This is a genomic window from Wolbachia endosymbiont (group A) of Hedychridium roseum (assembly GCF_964028325.1).
Lineage (GTDB): Bacteria > Pseudomonadota > Alphaproteobacteria > Rickettsiales > Anaplasmataceae > Wolbachia.
Window position 1 is genome coordinate 941,140 of sequence record NZ_OZ034755.1, and the last position, 20,477, is coordinate 961,616.

The 20,477-nt window shown below is 36.1% G+C and carries 20 protein-coding genes and 1 pseudogene; 13 read left to right on the forward strand and 8 right to left on the reverse strand.

The window, feature by feature from the left end; translation table 11 throughout:
- On the forward strand, positions 1–963 hold the full coding sequence (gene mdh / locus ABWU23_RS04545) for a malate dehydrogenase (protein WP_253307177.1): 963 nt from the start codon (positions 1–3) through the stop codon (positions 961–963).
- Here mdh and ABWU23_RS04550 read toward each other — a convergent pair.
- From ABWU23_RS04550 to ABWU23_RS04560, 3 genes are read right to left on the reverse strand one after another with little or no spacing between them, the layout of a single operon-like run.
- On the reverse strand, positions 938–1,747 hold the full coding sequence (locus tag ABWU23_RS04550) for a TatD family hydrolase (protein WP_353270864.1): 810 nt from the start codon (positions 1,745–1,747) through the stop codon (positions 938–940). The two genes, mdh and ABWU23_RS04550, sit on opposite strands and share 26 nt — an antisense overlap.
- Before the next feature lie 16 nt (positions 1,748–1,763).
- The gene (locus ABWU23_RS04555; RefSeq protein WP_253307175.1) at positions 1,764–2,249 is read right to left on the reverse strand and encodes an RNA pyrophosphohydrolase; all 486 of its coding nucleotides are present in this window, start codon (positions 2,247–2,249) and stop codon (positions 1,764–1,766) included.
- The gene (locus tag ABWU23_RS04560) at positions 2,242–2,859 is read right to left on the reverse strand and encodes an AAA family ATPase (RefSeq protein WP_253307174.1); all 618 of its coding nucleotides are present in this window, start codon (positions 2,857–2,859) and stop codon (positions 2,242–2,244) included. The genes ABWU23_RS04555 and ABWU23_RS04560 overlap by 8 nt, the downstream gene beginning before the upstream one ends.
- Positions 2,860–3,039: 180 nt before the next feature.
- Here ABWU23_RS04560 and rsfS point away from each other — a divergent pair, with 180 nt between their 5' ends.
- Genes rsfS through ABWU23_RS04580 form a run of 4 tightly spaced genes read left to right on the forward strand, consistent with a single transcriptional unit; the run spans position 3,040 to position 5,480 of the window.
- Positions 3,040–3,366 carry a ribosome silencing factor gene (gene rsfS, locus ABWU23_RS04565; protein ID WP_253309997.1) on the forward strand — a complete coding sequence of 109 codons (327 nt, stop codon included), beginning with the start codon at positions 3,040–3,042 and terminating at the stop codon, positions 3,364–3,366.
- Entirely contained in the window at positions 3,357–3,554 is a 198-nt protein-coding gene (locus ABWU23_RS04570) for a hypothetical protein (RefSeq protein WP_265017553.1), read from the forward strand. The genes rsfS and ABWU23_RS04570 overlap by 10 nt, the downstream gene beginning before the upstream one ends.
- A 60-nt stretch (positions 3,555–3,614) precedes the next feature.
- On the forward strand, positions 3,615–4,865 hold the full coding sequence (gene tyrS, locus ABWU23_RS04575) for a tyrosine--tRNA ligase (protein WP_353270865.1): 1,251 nt from the start codon (positions 3,615–3,617) through the stop codon (positions 4,863–4,865).
- A gap of 54 nt (positions 4,866–4,919) precedes the next feature.
- The gene (locus ABWU23_RS04580) at positions 4,920–5,480 is read left to right on the forward strand and encodes a hypothetical protein (RefSeq protein ID WP_253307172.1); all 561 of its coding nucleotides are present in this window, start codon (positions 4,920–4,922) and stop codon (positions 5,478–5,480) included.
- Positions 5,481–5,578: 98 nt separating this feature from the next.
- On the opposite strand, the gene ABWU23_RS04585 is transcribed toward ABWU23_RS04580, so the two are convergent.
- Positions 5,579–5,800, reverse strand: a complete 222-nt coding sequence (locus ABWU23_RS04585) for a hypothetical protein (protein WP_264688003.1) — start codon at positions 5,798–5,800, stop codon at positions 5,579–5,581.
- A gap of 203 nt (positions 5,801–6,003) precedes the next feature.
- Between ABWU23_RS04585 and ABWU23_RS04595 the strand changes: the two genes are divergently transcribed.
- Complete coding sequence (locus ABWU23_RS04595) at positions 6,004–6,471, forward strand: SWIM zinc finger domain-containing protein (protein ID WP_253309578.1); 468 nt, start codon at positions 6,004–6,006, stop codon at positions 6,469–6,471.
- A gap of 751 nt (positions 6,472–7,222) precedes the next feature.
- Here ABWU23_RS04595 and ABWU23_RS04600 read toward each other — a convergent pair.
- Positions 7,223–8,095 carry a hypothetical protein gene (locus ABWU23_RS04600; protein WP_264688001.1) on the reverse strand — a complete coding sequence of 291 codons (873 nt, stop codon included), beginning with the start codon at positions 8,093–8,095 and terminating at the stop codon, positions 7,223–7,225.
- A 115-nt stretch (positions 8,096–8,210) separates the two neighbouring features.
- Positions 8,211–8,561, reverse strand: coding sequence for a glutaredoxin 3 (grxC, locus tag ABWU23_RS04605; RefSeq protein ID WP_164224674.1), 351 nt, complete (start codon positions 8,559–8,561; stop codon positions 8,211–8,213).
- Between the two features lie 68 nt (positions 8,562–8,629).
- Between grxC and ribF the strand changes: the two genes are divergently transcribed.
- Genes ribF through ABWU23_RS04625 form a run of 4 tightly spaced genes read left to right on the forward strand, consistent with a single transcriptional unit; the run spans position 8,630 to position 12,702 of the window.
- Positions 8,630–9,562 (forward strand): riboflavin biosynthesis protein RibF, encoded by a 933-nt coding sequence (ribF, locus tag ABWU23_RS04610; protein WP_353270867.1) that lies wholly within the window; start codon positions 8,630–8,632, stop codon positions 9,560–9,562.
- The gene (gene lspA, locus ABWU23_RS04615; protein ID WP_096617753.1) at positions 9,559–10,035 is read left to right on the forward strand and encodes a signal peptidase II; all 477 of its coding nucleotides are present in this window, start codon (positions 9,559–9,561) and stop codon (positions 10,033–10,035) included. Before ribF ends, lspA begins: the two co-directional genes overlap by 4 nt.
- Before the next feature lie 29 nt (positions 10,036–10,064).
- A complete protein-coding gene (locus ABWU23_RS04620) occupies positions 10,065–11,405 on the forward strand; it encodes a M16 family metallopeptidase (protein WP_353270868.1) in 1,341 nt (446 codons plus the stop codon).
- On the forward strand, positions 11,392–12,702 hold the full coding sequence (locus tag ABWU23_RS04625) for a M16 family metallopeptidase (RefSeq protein ID WP_353270869.1): 1,311 nt from the start codon (positions 11,392–11,394) through the stop codon (positions 12,700–12,702). Before ABWU23_RS04620 ends, ABWU23_RS04625 begins: the two co-directional genes overlap by 14 nt.
- Positions 12,703–12,704: 2 nt before the next feature.
- On the opposite strand, the gene purN is transcribed toward ABWU23_RS04625, so the two are convergent.
- Entirely contained in the window at positions 12,705–13,271 is a 567-nt protein-coding gene (gene purN / locus ABWU23_RS04630; RefSeq protein ID WP_187297655.1) for a phosphoribosylglycinamide formyltransferase, read from the reverse strand.
- A gap of 1,308 nt (positions 13,272–14,579) precedes the next feature.
- Here purN and ABWU23_RS04635 point away from each other — a divergent pair.
- Together ABWU23_RS04635 and ABWU23_RS04640 are read left to right on the forward strand one after the other, a co-directional pair.
- Positions 14,580–16,373 (forward strand): annotated as a pseudogene (locus ABWU23_RS04635) (reverse transcriptase domain-containing protein).
- 283 nt (positions 16,374–16,656) lie between these two features.
- The gene (locus tag ABWU23_RS04640) at positions 16,657–17,442 is read left to right on the forward strand and encodes an enoyl-ACP reductase (protein ID WP_253309140.1); all 786 of its coding nucleotides are present in this window, start codon (positions 16,657–16,659) and stop codon (positions 17,440–17,442) included.
- Here the strand turns inward: ABWU23_RS04640 and secD are convergent.
- Positions 17,439–18,956 (reverse strand): protein translocase subunit SecD, encoded by a 1,518-nt coding sequence (gene secD / locus ABWU23_RS04645; RefSeq protein WP_265016790.1) that lies wholly within the window; start codon positions 18,954–18,956, stop codon positions 17,439–17,441. The two genes, ABWU23_RS04640 and secD, sit on opposite strands and share 4 nt — an antisense overlap.
- A gap of 1,300 nt (positions 18,957–20,256) precedes the next feature.
- On the opposite strand from secD, the gene ABWU23_RS04655 reads away from it, so the two are divergent.
- Positions 20,257–20,469, forward strand: coding sequence for a hypothetical protein (locus ABWU23_RS04655; protein ID WP_253309142.1), 213 nt, complete (start codon positions 20,257–20,259; stop codon positions 20,467–20,469).
- Positions 20,470–20,477: the final 8 nt, after the last annotated feature.

Sequence of the window (20,477 nt, forward strand, 5' to 3'; positions counted from 1 at the left end):
ATGACAGTACAAAGAAAAAAAATATCTTTAATCGGTGCAGGAAATATCGGTGGAACTCTTGCCCATATGATTGCACTAAGGGAACTCGGCAATGTTGTTTTACTTGATATTAGTGATGGAATACCGCAAGGTAAAGCACTCGACATAGCAGAATCATCCCCTATTGATGGATTTAATTCTGGTTTAACTGGAACTAATCAATACAAAGATATAGAAAATTCTGATGCAATCATCATAACAGCAGGCATTGCTAGAAAACCTGGAATGAGCAGGGATGACCTCCTGCAAACCAATGCTAAAGTAATGAAGGAGGTTGGTGAAAATATTAAGAAGTATTCTCCAAATGCGTTTGTAATAGTGGTTACCAACCCTTTGGATGCCATGGTTTCAGTGGTGCATAAATTTTCAAACCTTCCAGCTAATATGGTTGTTGGAATGGCAGGAGTGCTTGATTCTTCCCGTTTCCGTTATTTTCTTGCAAGTGAATTAAATATTTCAGTTGAAGATATATCTGCTTTTGTGCTTGGAGGACATGGTGACACTATGGTACCACTCATTAATTGCACTTCTATCGCTGGCATTCCACTTACCCAAGTTATCGATATGGGTCTCATTACGCAGAAAAAAGTTGATGAAATAGTTGAACGCACTCGCAATGGCGGTAAAGAAATAGTTGATCTGCTTAAGTCTGGATCTGCATACTACGCTCCTGCATCTTCAGCTATATGCATGTTAGAGTCATATTTAAAAGATAAAAGGCGTATATTACCATGTGCTGCTTACCTTAATGGTGAATATGGTGTAAAAGATTTGTTTATTGGTGTTCCTGTAATTATTGGAAAAAATGGAGTTGAAAAGGTCCTAGAAGTTAAGATGGATAATAGTGAACGAGAAATGTTCGATAAATCTGTGAATGCAGTGAAAGAACTATTTAGGCTCATAAGCAAATCAATGGTTTTATAGAACTTCCTTGTAGCTCAAGTTTCGTAAACAGCCTAAAAAAGTTGCTTGTGGTTATTTCTGCTACTTTGTCGGGTGACTTATTCCATAACTCTGCCAAACAATCCACAACATATTTTACCATTGCTGGTTCGTTCTTTTTTCCTCTGTAAGGCTCAGGTGATAGATACGGTGCATCAGTTTCAACCAAAACACGTTCGCGTGGTACACCTTGTGCAATTCCTCTGAGTAAGCTCGCATTTTTAAAAGTAATGATTCCAGAAAATGAAATATATAACCCTAAATCTATAGATTGATAAGCAAGCTCTTTAGAGGAAGCAAAGCAGTGCATTACTCCACTAAAAGCACAGGTTTTCATTTCTGACTTTAACATATCGATCATCTCACTATCAGCACTCCTAGTGTGAATAACTAAAGGTAACCCTGTTATTCTTGCTGCTTCTATGTGTGATGCAAAACTTTTTTTCTGATTGTCTTTGTTGTCAGATTTATAAAAATCTAACCCGGTTTCACCGATACTAATTACCTTTTGATTCTTAGTAAATTCAACTAATTCATCAGCATGTATACACTCACCGTTTTCTATAGCAGCATCAAGTGGATGTATACCAACAGAGAAGTAGACTTGATCGTAGGATGAAGAAATTTTTAATAATTTAGGGATATCATCAATGCTTACGCATATGTTATGCAAAATTTTTACACCATTTTGCTCTGCCCTTGAAATTACTTTTGGTATTTCATCATCGGAAAAATAAATCAAGTGGCAATGAGAATCTACTATCATGAGCTTATTGTAAATTTTACTCAATAATAGAGGTTTTTATTATAGAAGAAAACTCTTCTATCACTGTCTTATAAACTTCTTTTTTAAATGATATAGCATTGGCTACTAAATCATCTATACTTTGCCAACGCCACTCTTTGAACTCTGGATGATCAGTATAATTAATATCAATATCCTTATCCTCTCCATAAAATTTCATTAAGAACCACCTTTGCTTTTGACCAGAATATTTCCCATTCCAGCACTTTGGTATAACTTCTTCAGGCAAGTTGTAGTATATCCAATCCTTGCTTTTAGTTATAACCTTTACTTTATTAGTACCAACTTCCTCTAGCAACTCACGTAACGCTGCTTGTTCCAGTTCCTCACCATCATCAACACCTCCTTGTGGCATCTGCCAGTAAGAGTCGCTATCAAAGCGTTTTCCAATAAAGGCATGTCCTTGTCTGTTAAATAGCATTATGCCAACACAAGGACGATACTTATCTTTCTGCTCAACCACGAGTACGCTCTGTTTTTAAATGATTTGTTACAGAAGTTTTAATTAATTTTCCATTTTTTTCTTCCTTCATCTCTTCAACAATTTTCTTTGCAACTTCCTTTGCACTTAAGTTTGAGTTATCAATTTCAAGTGTACCTTCCGGTATAAATAGCCTTTTCCCTTCAATTCTTTTCATAACAAAATCCGAATCAATAATTTTATTTTTCCGGCATCTCTCCTTTGAGTGAATACGCCTTGCTAGTTCTTCGTCATTACAATGTAACACTACAGGAAGAATTTCCATATCCATTTTTTTACTTAAATTTACCACAGAGTTGTATATTCTCTGATCATAGGGGTCACCCTCTATCAATTCATTTGTAAATATATAATGTTTTGATTTTATGTAGTGTTTTTCTAGTATTGCTAATATATTTTCCCTAACTGCAAAAATTTTTTCCCATAGTTCATCTGGAACTTCAGCATCCTGCAATTTAACAATATCAAATATAATATTATTGAATAGATTATTGCTTACTATTACTGCATCAATGATTTTACACAGTTCCTTTGCAGTAGTAAACTTACCACTGCCTGGAAAGCCGATTAAGTAGATGAGAGTCTTGTCCATAATGAATACTAGTAGAAAGCTATTTTCAATTATATATAAAAGTATATCATTGTACATGCTAAAAACATGATGATAAAATAGATGCAGGTAATACCTTTTTAACGAACAGTCGCGTTGAAAATAGTTCATATTTAGAGATTTTGAGTGTATAATTATAAGTAAATTAAATAATTTAAGATGATGACTAATGTATCCAGTGATACAGAATCAATAAAAAGCATGATTGTAAGTATAATAGATCAAAATAAAGGTCACGATATAGTTACTCTCGATGTGCAGAATAGAACCATTATTGCAAAATATATGATTATTGCATCTGGTGATTCAAGTCGCCATGTGAAAGCGTTAGCTGAACACGTAATAAAAAGTCTCGAGCGACATGATAAAATAGATGTAGAAGGTATGGATGAAGGCAATTGGGTGATTTTGAATTTTCAAGGCATAATGGTTCACATATTCAGGTCAGAAGTAAGGGAGTATTATAAAATAGAAGAGTTATGGAACTGATTGCCTGGATAGCTGGTGCACAACTGCACAAACGTTGTAATTTTGAAGGCAACTCCTGCACAGGTAGTGGTGTCATGAAAGTAGCTGACACTGGAATCCAGTTTTTCATGCAATTTCATCGAAAACGTTGTATAGTGTGCTTGTTTATAATTAAGTTTTCTGGATCCCAGTGTTGGCTACTTGGATGACATCTTTCCCTATTAGGGTTACCTTCGGCATTAATGACAGGATAGACTGGGGTTTATAAAATGAAACACAAGTCCGAGTTTTTAAATTTTATCCAAGAAAGAGGGTACCTATACCAATGTACAAATATTGAAGAGTTAGATCAGCTATTATCCGAAAATAATTATATAGTCGCATACATTGGGTTTGATTGCACAGCACCAAGTCTTCATGCTGGTCACCTAATTCAGATTATGATGCTCCGTCACCTGCAGAAATTTGGTTATAAGCCGATAGTCTTACTTGGAGGTGGCACAACAAAAATTGGTGACCCATCCTTCAAAGATAAAGCAAGAAGCATCTTGCCCGTAGAGAACATCAATCAAAATACATCCAGCATAAGGAGAATATTAGAGAAAATGGTGTCTTTTAATGACAGCAAGACTGGTGCAATGATAGTAAATAACGCAGATTGGTTGGATAACATAAAATACATAGATTTTTTGCGTGATATAGGAGCTTATTTTTCTGTAAATCGTATGCTAAGTTTTGATAGTGTGAAAACCAGGCTGGATAGAGAGCAAACCTTAAGCTTTCTGGAATTTAATTACATGCTATTGCAGGCTTATGATTTTGTTGAGTTGAATAAAAAGCATGGCTGTCGTCTGCAGATTGGAGGGTCAGACCAGTGGGGAAATATAGTAAACGGAATTGAGCTTGGAAAAAAGTTGAATTTACCTGAGCTGTTTGGCCTTACTGCTCCTCTTTTATTGAATGCTCAAGGGGTAAAAATGGGCAAAACTGAAAGTGGAGCAGTGTGGCTTGATGATAATATGCTAAAGCCTTACGACTACTGGCAATATTTTCGCAACGTTGATGATCAAGATGTTGGACGTTTTTTGAGATTGCTCACTGATGTGTCAATTGATGAGATCAAAAAGTTAGAATCCTTAAAAGATCAGGAAATAAATGAAGCAAAAAAAGTTTTAGCAACAGAGGTGACAAAAATATGTCATGGTGACAAAGAAGCGGAACTTGCACTATCTGCTGCAGTCTCTGCTTTTGAGAATGAAGATAGCTCACTACTTCCTGATTACATCATAAAAAAAGCACAAGTTGCAAGCGGCATATCCTTAGTAAACCTACTGCGTGACACCGGTTTTGAACCTTCAAAAGGCGCAGCAAAGCGTTTAATACAGGGCAACGGGTGCAAAGTTAATGATAATATTATAAATGACGTTAACTATATAATAAATTTCGAGAGCTTTAAAGGTCAGCCATTTATAAAATTATCTGCAGGAAAGAAGCGCCATATTAAAGTTGTGGTAGATTAGGTCTCGAAGTAAGAAAACAAATTTTATACAAGTGAGAAATTAGATAATGATGATATGAATGACTTAAATCAAATATATTTATCTAATCATAAGCCTATATCGAATCTCTTTTTAAATTTGGATATTATTACGTTACGTGAAGCATTAGAATATGTACATGAGCTGCCTTATGGACGCAATTTTGACCGCACAGATTGTATATCAGTATTCAATGAAAGACGAGGAACGTGTAGTACAAAACATGCTCTGATTTATAAGTTAGGTTGCGAATGTGAAATCGACATAACGCTACACATAGCTGTCTTTATGATGAATAAAGTGAACACTCCGAAAGCTTCTGCAATTCTAAATGAGTATAACTTACTACACATTCCAGAAATGCATTGCTATCTTCGTTACGAAAGCCGAATTATTGACATAACTTTTCCAGGAAATAACATGTTATTAAAACTGACAGAGGAAGAAAAAATTGAGCCAGAACACCTTGGAAGCTATAAAATAGAAAAGCATAAACAATTTATTGAGAGCTGGCTGATCAGTAACCCAACCATACCGTATAACATGGAGCAAATTTTCAAAATTCGAGAATTATGTATAAAGCGATTGGAAAGATAGTAGAAAGCGAAATTCTATTATATATAGCTAAAGTGGCTTAGGTTTACCTACAATTTGAAAAACAACAAATTCGTCATTCCGCTACTCGTTAGCGGAATCTATGCTGAGATACCGCGAATGAATCCATAGCTGTACGAACATTCATTTTTGAAGGTAAATTGCACAGCAAATGGTGTCATTCCAGTGCTTGACACTGGAATCCAGGAATTTTGCTTATAACTGAGCTGATGAGCTAAAGGTAGTTGTCTTACGCTAAAACAAACGTTTTTAATTAAGTTGCATAGAAGCTGGATCCCAGTGTCTGGGCACTGGGATGACACCCCACTGGTGGCCCAAACTACAACGTTCGTACAGTTGTGGAATGAATCGCGGTATGACGTAGGGAAACCTTTCTTGAGTTAGCTATAGCACTATAAAGTTGTCCGCAGGGCCATATAAAAGTTGTGGTGGGTTAATAAATTTTTATGGAAGAAAAGATATATTAGAAAATTGAGGGCTTCATATATGAAATAAGGAGGCAAAAATGAGACTGTATTATAAAGATATCACAGGTCTTATCAAAGAACCCTACCTCTCTAGCGGAAGAGATTATTTTAACAAAGGAAAGGTACAGATTATATCTGTTAATGAATCTCAAGCTAAATCAAAGGTAGTTGGATCAAATGTATATCGAGTAACACTAAAGCACGATGGTCCTCTTTTCAGTGGAACATGTTCCTGCCCTGCATTCTGTTACTTTGGTCCATGTAAGCATATGGCTGCAACAGGTTTTGCTTTGATTGATCTTGACAGAGAGGAGTATCGGTCGTCTGCGCGCCCAGATGAACAGACTCTCTTTGAAAGGTTTTTACTTAAAAAAACAAAGCAAGAGCTAATTTCAATAATTACTCGTTCCAGTGAACATTATCCTGAGATTTTTGAAGAACTAGAGGATAAAGAATATGAGCAATTCACTCAAAGTAAGTTTTCAAAATCCGAGAATTATGTATAAAGTGATTGGAAAGATGGTGAGACCAGGTAATCTATAGCTGATCCAAGGAAGACATCATACCGCCGCGGCGCTAACAAGTAGCGGGATGACGAGGTTATCGTCATGCCACCGCGAACCGTCATACCACCGCGGTATCTCTTAGCCGCTAACAAGTAGCGGGATGACGGTTGTCGTTTAGCCATAAATGTTTAAGAAATTTACCAAACGAAAAAAAAGGCAAAAGAAGCCTTAGTCATTGTCTATTTTCAGTATTGGCGTTTTTTAAGTCTTAAACACTGCAATTTAGCTGCTTTTAAATGCAACTCACCTTTGTTTAAATGTTTAAGAAATTTACTAAGCAGAAAAAAAGGCAAAAGAAACCCCGTGTTAGCTAGTTGTCACTTTCTAATCCTGCAAATTGGCGTTCTCTACTGTCTTAAACGCTTTGTAAGCGCGTTTCGGCTTATATAGCTAGAAATGTTGTGAAGACATAAGGTGCACATAGTGCGAAAAATTAAAAATAAGACGCCAAGTACGTTGTTTTTTTGCTGTTTAATCTGCACAGATGAAGATAACTGAATACCTTCAGTACCATGATAAGGGAGCTGGCGAAGGGTGTCAAGTAAGTTTTTTCGTTTCTGAGGGCTACTGAATAACGGCTACAATGTTTGTACAGCTATGTACATAGTGCTGGAACCAAAAAAAGAACCAAGTAGCTTGGCTACTTGGATGACAAAAGGTAATACAAGAAATCTATTGGCTCTCGTATACCTTAGTGAAACTTAACAAGTTTATCTATAGTTTTAGTGATGATTCTTGGAGTATCCGGAGAAACTGCTGAGCTCAGCCTATTTAACCGTTCTATAGCAAACTCGCTGTTCTCATTTGCTATGAAATCACATAAAATATTTTCTATATCCTTAGTAACACTTTCATGCTTCCTCAGAGGATGATTATGTGGATACCTATTGATGGTTCTGATGCTAGAATACTCAACAAAAGCTTGATCCTTAAAAGCAAGTTGTCTCAATTTCTCTTTGAATTTTCCTTCTTCCTCTTTTGCTAAAAGGCGGGACTTTATCAGTGATTTTATAATCAAATTTATAGCTTGATGTATTTCAGAATGCACTATAACTTTAATAGTATTTTCCTCTACTATACAATCATAAATACTTTTTTCGCTCTTTAATGACTCTATAAGCGTTCTGCTATTTTGTGAATTCAATTCCAAATTCTCTTCACTCATAGGAGTTATTATAAAGGTATTCTTATTTACTCTGATGTTAAATTGTGGAGAGCCTTCAGAAAAAGAAAATGCTACATTCTTAGATTCAAGTGCGTGATTGTATGCAGCAAAAAGGGTATGTGCTATAACACTGCTGGGCACCTTCATTTCATGTTTACTCAGGTGGTTCAATACATTTTCAACCTCATGATATGTAAAGTCTGTATCTTTTAGCAATTCAACAACTTCTCCGCCGTTGTGCTGTTTATACTCTATTCTCACTTCTTCTGTAAAAAGTGTTTTAGCTGCTATATGTTTATCAAGCACTGTGAAAATCTTGATGAAATTCTCTAAATCTTGTTTGTTAACTAATTCGATACTAATTAAGTTTCTGCTAATAATTGAAATATTTTTTGTCATTTTTTCCCACTAAAAAAACTCACTAAATGAATTGTATTTTTAATTCATTAAGAATTGTTTAAAGTGAGCATACTAGTTTTCATTTACGTATTACACGACAAAACAAGATAAAAAGTTACATAAAATCATCATGTGGTATAACACACTCTCCACATTCATCATTGCTGTTTGTGTAGGTTGTGACATCAGTGTGATTGTCATTATTATTTAGCATATCATCCAACTTTCCTTCTTTTTCAAGATCCATCAATTTGTCACACCCCCCAATGTGCTTATCGTTAATAAAGATCTGTGGAACTGTTCTAACGTTATACTTTGATTTTATGTCGTTAAATAGATCTGAGTTTTTGAGCACATCGATTTCTTCATATTTCACCCCTTTTTTATCCAGTAACTCTTTTGCTTTTTTGCAGAATGGGCAGTGATGCTTTACATATATTATAACTTTTCCTTTAGTATTTTTCACAATTTATCTCCGTAGCTTGCTAAAATATAGTTATTATATATAAGAAACATGTAAAAACATCAAATTGTATGAAAATTATTTATAATTGTGAGCAAGGGATAGAAAATAATATAGCACTAACCTTCGGAAATTTCGATGGCATTCATTTAGGACATGAATTTGCAATTTCCACTCTAAAGAAGGTAGCACAAGAAAGAGGATTACCCTCTGCAGTTTTAACTTTTGAGCCTCACCCATCAACTGTTTTATTTGGTAGAAACAATTTTAGGTTAATAGACCAAGAACAAAAAAAGGAACTAATCAGCAGCTATGGTATAGATTACTTGTATATTATTAATTTTAGTAGAGGTTTTTCTGAGGTTAGCTGCGATGACTTTATCAGTGAGATTTTAATAGATAAATATGGCGCTAAACACATAATTGTCGGAGAAAATTGTACTTTTGGTCATAAACGATTGGGTGATATATTAACTCTAGAGAAATATTCTGAAACATATGGATACTCTTTGACTAAATTAGAGCCATTAATAATTGACGGCAAAATTTGCTCTTCTTCTTCAATCAGAGAGTATGTACAGAAAGGTGAAATAGACATTGCTAATAGATTACTTGGTAGACCTTATCAAGTTTCTGGTGTTGTGACAAAGGGTGCGTGTAGAGGTAGAGAAATAGGATTCCCAACCATAAATATTCCTATAGAAGATTGCATGATAAAACCAAAATTTGGTACATATTACGCTAAAGTGATGTTTTCTTATAATAACCCAAACTGGTTATATGGAGTAGTCAATATTGGTATGAGACCTACATTTAAGGATCTGAAAAAGCCTATAATAGAAATGCACATATTCGATTTTGATGAAGACTTATATAATCATAAAGTTAATATACAACTTTTAAAATTCATAAGGTCAGAAAAAAAATTCCATAGTATTGAGGAGTTAACAAAACAGATAAATTATGATATACTTAAAATTTATAGGTTAAAGGCAAATTTATGAAAAAGTTATGCTTAATTGTTATATTAATTATAGTATTGATTGACCAAACGAGCAAATTGTACATAAACTCATTGATTGATGAGGGAGAATCAATTGAGATCGCTAGCTTTATAAAGCTAGTTGAAGTTTGGAATTCAGGCATTAGTTTTGGAATGTGTAGCGCTTTACCGCATGGCGGTTTCTTTTTTTCAGCATTTTCAATACTAATAATTGGTATACTTGCATACTTGATATACAAGTCTGATGATCAGTCAACTTACCTTGGGTTTTCTCTGATGATTGGTGGAGCAATCGGAAACGTAGTTGATAGGATTTATTGGGGAGCTGTATATGATTTCATATATTTTCATATTGATGATTGGTATTGGCCAGCTTTTAATTTAGCGGATTTATCTATAGTTTGTGGAATGTTTACATTGTTATATAAGTGGTATATATACGATATGTTTATTTCCAAACAAAATGAGGAATAAAATAATTGTTTTTATATTAGGTCGAAATAATGCTTCATAAGTTTTTTAGTTTTCTTATACTACCTGCACTCTTTTTTACTTACCCAATTTCTTTGAAGGCTTTAAGCATAGAGCACGACATAAAACATGCTAAACTCAGTAACGGACTAGATGTCTATGTTGTTCCTAATCATCGGATTCCAGCCGTTTTACATGCAGTAATATACAAAGTTGGGGGAATGGATGATCCAATTGGCAAAGCAGGATTGGCTCACTACTTTGAACATTTAATGTTTGAAACTACAGGGAAGTTCACAGATATAGAAGCCACTATGAGTAGCATTGGGGCCCAGTTTAATGCGTTTACTACTAAGGAATATACCTGTTACTACGAATTAGCCCTTAAAAATGACTTACCACTGGCAATGGAAGTTGAAGCAGACAGAATGGGCAATTTTAATGTTACTCAAGATAAAATAGAAAGAGAAAAAAACATTGTACTGGAAGAGAGGAAGATGAGATTTGATAATCATCCTAACAACTTATTACGGGAAGAAATGAATAGTGCATTTTACCGTAATGGCTATGGTAGATCTGTTATTGGCTGGGAGAGCGATATTAAAACTTACAATCAGGATGACATAGTGAGGTTTCATAATAACTATTATCACCCCGGCAATGCAATATTATTGATTGTTGGTGATGTGGAATTTGATGAAGTTGTGAAGCTAGCAGAAGAAAAATATGGTGACATTAAGTCTAAGGCAGTAATTAGGCATTATCCAAATCAGGATCCAGTGCATAATGCAGGCTTATCGGTGATTTTAGAGAGCACTGAAGTAAAAGAACCAGTTTTATATTTTCGTTATCGTGTTCCCTTATTTGATCACATAAATGAAGCCTCTGCTGCTCATTTAGCGGTTGACATTTTAGGTGGCGGCAAATCCAGCAAACTGTATAAAGATTTGGTTCTAGATAAAGATGTGGCAGTATCAGTATCTGCTTATTACAATAGTTTAACTTTTAGTGATGGCTATATTGATATTCAGGTCATTCCAAAAAGTGGGGTTAATTTAGGCACTGTTGAAAGAGAATTAGAAAATTCTATTAATAATTTTATGTCCACAGGAATAACAAGCGAGGAATTGCAAAACTCGAAGTATAGTTACAAGGCAGCACAGTTTGACAATTTATCCAGTTTAAATAGTATAGCATTTTTTTATGGCTCACACTTAGCGCTTGGTATTCCACTTGATGAAATAGATATTTCATATAGCAAGATTAATGATGTCAATCTAGAGGATGTAAATAATAAAATCTGTGCTATTTTTTCTGCTAATAAGTTAATTGGTCGTTTGTTGCCAAAAGGAGATGATAATGAGAATAAGTAAATTTGTACTCCTATTTTTTTTCTGTCTAGGCTTTAATTTACAAGCAAGTGGTAACCTAAATATAGAGGAGGTCACTACCCGTAAAGGATTTAAGTTTCTATTTGTTGAAAACCACGATTTACCAAAAATTTCACTTAATATATCATTCAAAGATGCAGGTTATGCATATGAAAATGTAGAAAAACAAGGACTTACCTGGTTTACTTCTCTTATAATTCAAGAAGGGGCAGGAAAAAATGATGCCAAAGATTTTGCAAAAAGGCTAGAAGATAAAGGGATTAGTTTAAATTTTATTGCTGGTTTAGAAGCATTTAGAGTTTCATTAGATGCTTTATCAGAAAATCTTGAAGAAGGTATTTCATTATTGAGCGACGCTATAATGCGTCCTAAAGTTGACCCTGAAGGGTTGAATAGAGTTTTCGAGAAAGCCAAAGTTGATTTTAATAATCTTGAAAAAAATCCTTTTTTTGTTGCTGGAAAAGAATTGAATACGTTATTGTTTAAAAAACATCCTTACTCAAAAAGTGAATATGGAACTCTTGACACTGTAATGAGCATTACTAGAGATGATGTTTTAACATACATAAAGCGTAATTTTGCTAAAGATAACATAGTTATCAGTGTTGCTGGTTGTGCAAAAAAAGAAGAAATTATTACATTATTAGATAAATATTTATCTAAATTGCCGTCAAAAAGATCAAAAGTTAGAAAAATACCTGTGAAAAATGATTTTGGTCCTGCAGAGAATAAAAACATTTTTATGGATATACCACAGAGTGTAATATTTTTTGCTCAAAAAGGCATAGCTTATGAAGATCCAGACTACTATAATGCTCAAGTCTTGATTAATGCGCTTGGCAGCATGGGGCTGAATTCAATATTAATGAAAGAACTGAGGCAAAACTTAGGCATTACTTATGGTGTTTATGCGAGTATTATTCTCAATAAACATGGGAACATTATGATTGGAATTCTTAGTACTGATAGTTCTACTGCCAGTCAATCAATATCAGCGGTAAAAGATACATTTAGCAGGATAAAAAAGGAAGGAATTGATGAGCAGTTGTTTCGGGATACAAAAATTAGTATGGTAAATTCCTATGTTTTCTCTATGTTTAATAATAACAACATAGTTGCAAAACTAAATAATATTCAGACAAACAACCGCGATATTAACCATATAAATGATTTTGTGAGCTATATTAATGACGTTAAATTAGAGAAAGTAAACGAACTGGCAAGCTCTTTACTGGAACCCGAAAATTTATTTTTTGTTGAAGTTGGGAGAAACACTTAAGGTCAATAATTAATATTTTCTGCTATTGATCTTACTGCTTCTACATAACACTTATGCTCCTCAGCTAGAATGCGTTCTGAGAGGCTTTGAATATCATCAGCTGGTAACACTGGCACAGCAACTTGAGCAATTATGGCTCCAGCATCAATTTCAGGAGTGACGTAATGTACAGTACAGCCTGCGATTTTTACTCCTGCTTTTAGAGCTTGCTCTTGAGCATTTAGGCCCTTAAAGGACGGAAGTAGAGAGGGATGAATATTTATCACCTTGTTATTCCATTTACTGAGAAAATTAGCTTGCAGGATTCTCATAAACCCTGCAAGGCAAATTAAATCAACCTTATGTTGAACAAATATTTCGTGAATTTTATCAGCATCAAGTGGTTTATCTCTAACAATAAACGCTGGCACTCCTGCTTGTTCTGCTATTTTTAGGCCAGCAGCTTCGCTATTATTTGTGATAGCGCACACAACTTCTGCAGGAAAATTACGATTTTGACATGCCTCTATCAAGGCCTGCATATTTGATCCCCTGCCTGAAATTAGTATCCCAAGTTTCACCTTTTTCATTTTGTGCAATTGATTTGGTGTAATAATTAATGTTAACAAAATAACTCAAAAAGTAAATCTATACCTAAAGTGACTTAGGTTTACCAACGATTTGAAAAACAACAAATTCGTCATTCCGCTACTCGTTAGCGGAATCTATCCTTGGCGGTATGACGTAGGAAAACCTTTCTTGGGTTAGGTGTGCCGTAGAGACACAAAGAATGTTCAAGTAAGAGCAAACTAAGTGCAAAAGCTACGCAATAGATGAGGGTGGGCCCCTCGGAGCCGGTTTACAAGAGCAGGCTTCAAACAACTATAAGCTGCTTTGGCAAGGTAGTGAGCGTTATGGAAAAGGCACAATTATATGTCATGTAAGGAATGGAGAGATGAACGAAAGTGAACCACTGATGAAGTGTCGAAACCTTTTAAATGACGTCAAAACCAGGGGTCTAACTTAACCTGGGATAAATCTATCGGGAGCTTGTTTACCGGATAGGTGGCGTCCGGCATAGAGGTGGCGTGAATCTATTTTGGGCTATTGCGTGGAACTGCGGGAACCTGTCGTTTCGATGATAAGGGAGAAATCCAAGGAGCTAAACTCCAAGGGTGAGAGTACCGATGCGAAAAACAGGGGCGCGTAGTAGTGAAGAAGTCTCTGTAATGGAAATGGAGCGAAGGGATTTAGTTTTAATTGTTTTGTCAACCAGAAATGGGATGAGCAATTGATTAAAACAGAGTCCTTGATTATGCTATAATTAGTAGCAAGGGCCGAATAATGGGAGCTGTGTGAGACGCGAGTGTGCGCCGTGGTACGCATTAAGAAATACTTAGCAGAGCTAAGCGGGGTTCAGAATAAATGGCCTCGAGGTGAACAACTAACTTTAACCCGAAAGGGAAGGAGGACAAGAGCATGTATGTAAAGCGAGAGTTATCTGAAGATGTGTAAGATAACGGCTTGCAACACCTGATCAATATGGTTAAAGCTAAACTGCTTGAATTCTAATCTTCAGGGGTGGGACTTCACATCCATGGGTATCGCATTTAAAACCCCATGTCTACGGTAAGCACAGATTAAACTTTCGTTTGTGTGACATTCTGGCTGTAGAACGATAAGTAGTGAACTTATTTAAGAGGATGAATGGAAAACCTAAGTTGATCTAGAACAGTTCTTAGTGACGGAACATGGGATGACCTAAGGAACGCGAGTTCTATGGTTACGGAGTCATCGTAGTAGTCGTGAAAGTAACGAATCACCGGGGAGCGTGGGAAAGCCACATACAGGGCAAAGGGTGACAGATAATTGAATGTTGAAATTGGGAGGTACGCAAGATGCGGAAAGCTGAAACAATACTTAACATTATACGTGAACGTGGACAAAGAAATTTGCCGGTTAAAAACGTATATCGCCTACTTTATCAGCGTGATCTTTACCTTCGAGCGTATGGCAAACTTTGTCGTAATAAAGGTGCTATGACAGAAGGTGTGACAACTGAAACAGTTGATGGTATGTCTTTGGAGAAAATCGATAAAATCATAGAGGATTTACGCTATGAGCGATATCGGTGGACACCAGTAAAACGTATCTATATTTTAAAGAAGAGTGGTAAACGCAGGCCGTTAGGATTGCCAACATGGTCAAATAAGTTACTTCAAGAAGTAATCCGATTAATATTGGAAGCCTACTATGAGCCTAAATTTAGTGAATGTTCACATGGATTTCGACCAAAACGTGGATGCCACACTGCATTAAGAGCAGTAATGCAAAAAGGCAGAGGTACAAAATGGTTTATAGAGGGAGATCTCAGTGCATGTTATGACTCAATTGATCATACTATGTTGTTGAAAATACTGAGTGAAAGCTTCCAAGATAACCGTTTTATTCAGCTAATCAATCGACTGCTAAAAGCAGGATATATGGAAAATTGGAAGTACAATAAGAGTCATAGTGGGGTACCACAAGGTTCTATTATTGGTCCAATTTTGAGTAACATATTACTCGATCGGTTAGATAAACATGTGGAACATATACTAATACCAGCAAATAACCGAGGTAAGCGAAGAAAGACAAATCCAAAATATTTAAGGTTAACCATGCAAGTATCGATGATGAGAAAACAAGGGAACTGGGATCAAGCAAAACAACTGCGTCAATTAGTGCAGGGTATGCCATCTAAGGATTCTTGTGATCTAAATTATCGACGTCTTTGGTATGTTAGGTATGCTGATGATATTCTGGTAGGGTTTGCAGGACCAAAAAATGAAGCTGAACAAATTAAAAATGAGATTGCTAAATTCCTCAATGAGGAGCTCAAACTTATGCTTAATGAAGATAAAACGCTTATTACACACGCGTGTGATAGCAAAGCCAATTTTTTAGGTTATAAAATACACGTCTTGCATGCAGATGATAAACATGATCATCGGACACAACGATGTATTAACGGTAGTATTGGGTTACGTGTACCACATCATATAAAGCAGAAAAAGTGTTCTGAATATATGCGTTGTGGAAAGCCTATACATTTACCTCAACGTACACTTGATACAGCTTACAGTATTGTTGCTCAGTATCAAACTGAATATCGAGGAATTGTATAATATTACAAAATGGCCTACAACCTTCACACACTAAGTTATTTGAAGTATGTGATGGAAGTATCATTAGTAAAGACTTTAGCATCTAAATACAAAACAACTTGCAGGAAAATTTATAGAAAATTTGGTGCAATGATTGAAAACGACGAAGGTGAAAAACGAAAAGTCATCCAAGTCAGAGTAGATCGTTTACCATCAAAGATACCATTAATTACACACTTTGGTGCTGTGTCACTAAAATGGAATAAATGGGTAAGTATAAGTGATAACCTTATACCAATATGGAATAAGCGTAGTGAAATAGAGCAAAGACTATTGGCACAAACTTGTGAATTATGTAAATCACAAGAGCAGATTGAAGTACATCACGTACGTAAACTTGCTGATTTGCTAGGTAAACGTAATACTGAGCTACCGAAATGGAAAAAGAGAATGATTGAACGACAGAGGAAGACTCTTGTTGTTTGTCATGAATGCCATAAGAAAATCCAATATGGAAAATATGATGGTGACTCCTTAAAACGTTAGATTATTGGAGAGCCACGTGATACGGAAACGATCATGCGTGGTTCGGAGAGGGGTTGTTGGAAAAGTACTTAACAAGTAACTCGCTGGCTGCCCACTCTACTTCATGCACAGTTCTGTGAGAGGCTGGCGGGGAAGGTCCGCTGGTCTACTCTCCCTATAGAAACTCTCATCGCTGCCTTTTTGTTAACAGTGGTATTAGACTTCAAGTTACTGCAAAAAATGTTTTAAAACATAATTGACTTTATCTAGTTAATACTCCAAATTATAAAAAACAGATAGTTCTATGATGACAAGTCTATTACAAGGCAAAAAGGGGTTAATAACTGGAATAACAAATAAGAGATCGATAGCATGCGGTATAGCAAAAGCTCTCTCAGAGCACGGGGCAGAACTTGCAATCACCTACCAGAATGAAATAATAAAAGAAAAACTATCACCAATAGCAGATGAATTAAATGTGGAGCTAATATTACACTGTGACGTTTCAAATGAAAAAATCATAGATAACGCTTTTGAAATAATAGAGAAAAAATGGGGTACTCTTGACTTTTTGGTGCATGCAATAGCATTCTCCGATAAAAATGAGTTAGATGGTAAATATGTCAATACTTCACTGAATAACTTCCTCAATGCAATGCATATATCGTGCTATTCTTTCACTGCTTTAGCGCAAAGAGCTGAAAAAATGATGTCAGGTGGTGGTAGTTTACTTACTTTATCTTATTATGGCGCTGAAAAAGTTATGCCAAATTATAACGTTATGGGTTTATGTAAAGCAGCACTTGAAGCAAGTGTAAAATATATAGCATGTGATCTCGGGCCACAAAATATCAGAGTAAATGCAATTTCCGCTGGTCCAATCAGAACTTTAGCATCTTCTGGAATAAGCGATTTTCACTTCATATCAGAATGGAATAGAAATAATTCTCCGCTTAGACGCAATGTTACAATAGAGGATGTTGGCAAGGCAGCGTTATACTTATTAAGCGACTTAAGTAGTGGCACTACTGGAGAAATTTTGCACGTCGATTCAGGATATAACGTTGTGGGAATGAAGGTGGTTGACTAACAAAGCACTAGTTCCTTCGGGTTCATACACAACTCTATCAGGAGTTTTGTGACTGTGATTGCAGAAAACATCGAACATAAAATTCCTATTGATAAAGTGACAGAAAAGCCTCTAATTGCTCCGCTGCCAATAATGAACATTATTCCTGCAGCAATGAGTGTTGTGATATTTGAATCCAGTATTGTCTTTATAGCGTTTTTAAACCCTTCTTCAATAGCACGTTCCACTCTCTTGCCAGATTTGATTTCCTCGCGAATTCGCTCAAATATTAAAACATTTGCATCCACCGCCATACCGACAGTGAGTGCAATACCTGCAATTCCAGGTAAAGTTAGAGTTGCTTCAAGCAGAGTGAGAATTGATAATATAAGAATTACATTAGAAAAAAGCGCAACAGAAGCTAATATACCTAATTTGCCGTAAGTGATAATTATAAATAAAGCCACGGCTATAATAGAGATTGTTGCTGCCATTTCCCCTGCCTTTATTGATTCTTCTCCAAGGCTTGGGCCAATGTTTTTTTCTTCAATTATTTTAAGTGGTGCTGGCAGTGCTCCAGATTTTAAAAGTATTGCAAGTTCGCTTGCTTGTTTTTCAGTGAAATTACCGCTAATTTCTCCCTCTCCATTTAAAATTGGCTCACGTATTGTAGGTACTGTTAAGACTGTGTTATCCAGAACAATTGCAAAAGGTTTTCCCACATTTTCTTTAGTGATTTTCGCGAATCTTTTACTCGCTATGCTGTCAAATTTAAAATGCACTGTTGGTTTACCTAAGTGACCAAATCTAACTGATGCGTTAACCAGCGAATCGCCACCTATTTCAGTTTTGCGGAATATTGGATAAGAATTACCTAAAGAATCCTTGAGCATGACAGTAGTTTCGTGATCTATATCCTGCACCTTGGCTATGTTAGTGTTTGCCAAATGAAAAGCTAGCTTAGCAGTTTTGCCAAGCAGAGATTTTATCTGCTCGGTGTCTTCTACTCCAGGCACCTGCACTAATATTTTATTCTGCCCTTGTTTTTGAACGCTGACTTCCTTTGTGCCAAGTTTGTCCAAACGGCGCTGGACATTGTTTATTGATTCTGCAGCTACTTCACTGATCAAAGAATTTTTATAATGGGGTTTATACGAAATGAGAATTGAAGAATCTTTTCTATTTAGCTCTAAATTTGGATTTATCGCATTAATCAACACAGATGCTTTTTTATAATCATCAATATTATTTAAAGTTACAATTACTTGTTCGCTATTTTGTACGTTAGATTCAATATTTTTTGTTAGCAATGTCTCTTTTATCTCACCTGCTAGCATGCCTAGCTTTTCCTTAAAATAGAAGTCTAAGTCTATGTTTAGAAGCAAAGATGCCCCTCCTTTCAGGTCAAGGCCTAAGTTTATTCTTTTTTTCGAAATAAAAAGCTTATTATCAAAGAAATTTGGCAGTGTTATGTATAAAGCAAATAAACAGATGCATAATACTGAAAAAGATTTGACTATAAGCCTGTTGTACATAAGTTGTAGGTTTAAAATTGCAGTGTAAGTTAAAAATAGATTTTTGTAAAATTCTCTATTGCCCAAATAACCTATCCAAGTAGCTATAGAAACAAAAAAACTTCCTTGACAAACTCCGCCAGCCCCCTTATCATGGTACTGAAGGTATTTAGTTATCTTCATCTGTGCAGATTAAACAGCAAGAAAACAACGTAGTTGGCGTCTTATTTTTAATTTTTTGCACTATGTGCACCTTATGTCTTCACAACATTTCTAGGTTTTTACCCACACAAGCTGAAACGCGCTTATAAGTCGTTTAAGACAGTATAGTACGCCAATTTGCAGGATTAGAGAGTGAACACTAATTACCACGGGGTTTCTTTTGCCTTTTTTTCTGCTTAGTAAATTTCTTAAACATTTTAGTTAAGGTTAGTTGCACTTAAAAGCAGCTAAATTGCAGTGTTTAAGACTTAAAAAACGCCAATACTGAAAGTAGACAATGACTAGGGCTTCTTTTGCCTTTTTTTTCGTTTGGTAAATTTCTTAAATATTTATGGCTAAACGACAACCGTCATCCCGCTGCTTGTTAGCGGGATCTAGAGATACCGCGAATGAATCGCGGTATGACGGTTCGCGGCGGCATGATGATAAGCTCGTCATCCCGCTACGTGTTAGCGGCTAAGAGATACCGCGGCGGTATGACGGTGTAGATAGTAATTCGTCATCCCGCTACGTGTTAGCGGGATCTCTTGTTAGCGGCTGAGATACCGCGAATGAATCGCGGTATGACGGTTCGCGGTGGCATGACGATAAGCCTCGTCATCCCGCTACGTGTTAGCGGCTAAGAGATACCGCAGCGGTATGACGGTGTAGATAGTAATTCGTCATCCCGCTACGTGTTAGCGGGATCTCTTGTTAGCGGCCGAGATACCGCGAATGAATCGCGGTATGACGGTTCGCGGTGGCATGACGATAAGCCTCGTCATCCCGCTACGTGTTAGCGGCTAAGAGATACCGCAGCGGTATGACGGTGTAGATAGTAATTCGTCATCCCGCTACGTGTTAGCGGGATCTCTTGTTAGCGGCTGAGATACCGCGAATGAATCGCGGTATGACGGTTAAGTAGGGTGTCATTCCAGTCTGGGATCCAGTCTTTATTATGCAGCCACTTGGTTAAAATTAAGTTTTCTGGATCCCAGTGTCTGGGCACTGGGATGACAAGAAAGAGGCTACTTGGATGACACCCTGACAATCGTCATCCCGCTGCTTGTTAGCGGGATCTATGTGAGATACCGCGGCGGTATGACGTAGGACTGCTGTCATGCAAGTACTAGAATCCAGTAAGCTTATTTATGCATATAAAAGGTTATTATTTTGTAAAGGCAAAGTTGCTTTTGGTTTTAAGTTAAAGTACAATAAATGCAAAGGCTCATATGATGAATTAAACTCGATCCAAGTAGTCAGCTACTCGGATGACATCAGAGAGATGGTAACCGAAGTTCATGCGATACACGCTACCAAAGTGTTTAAATAATTAATTAG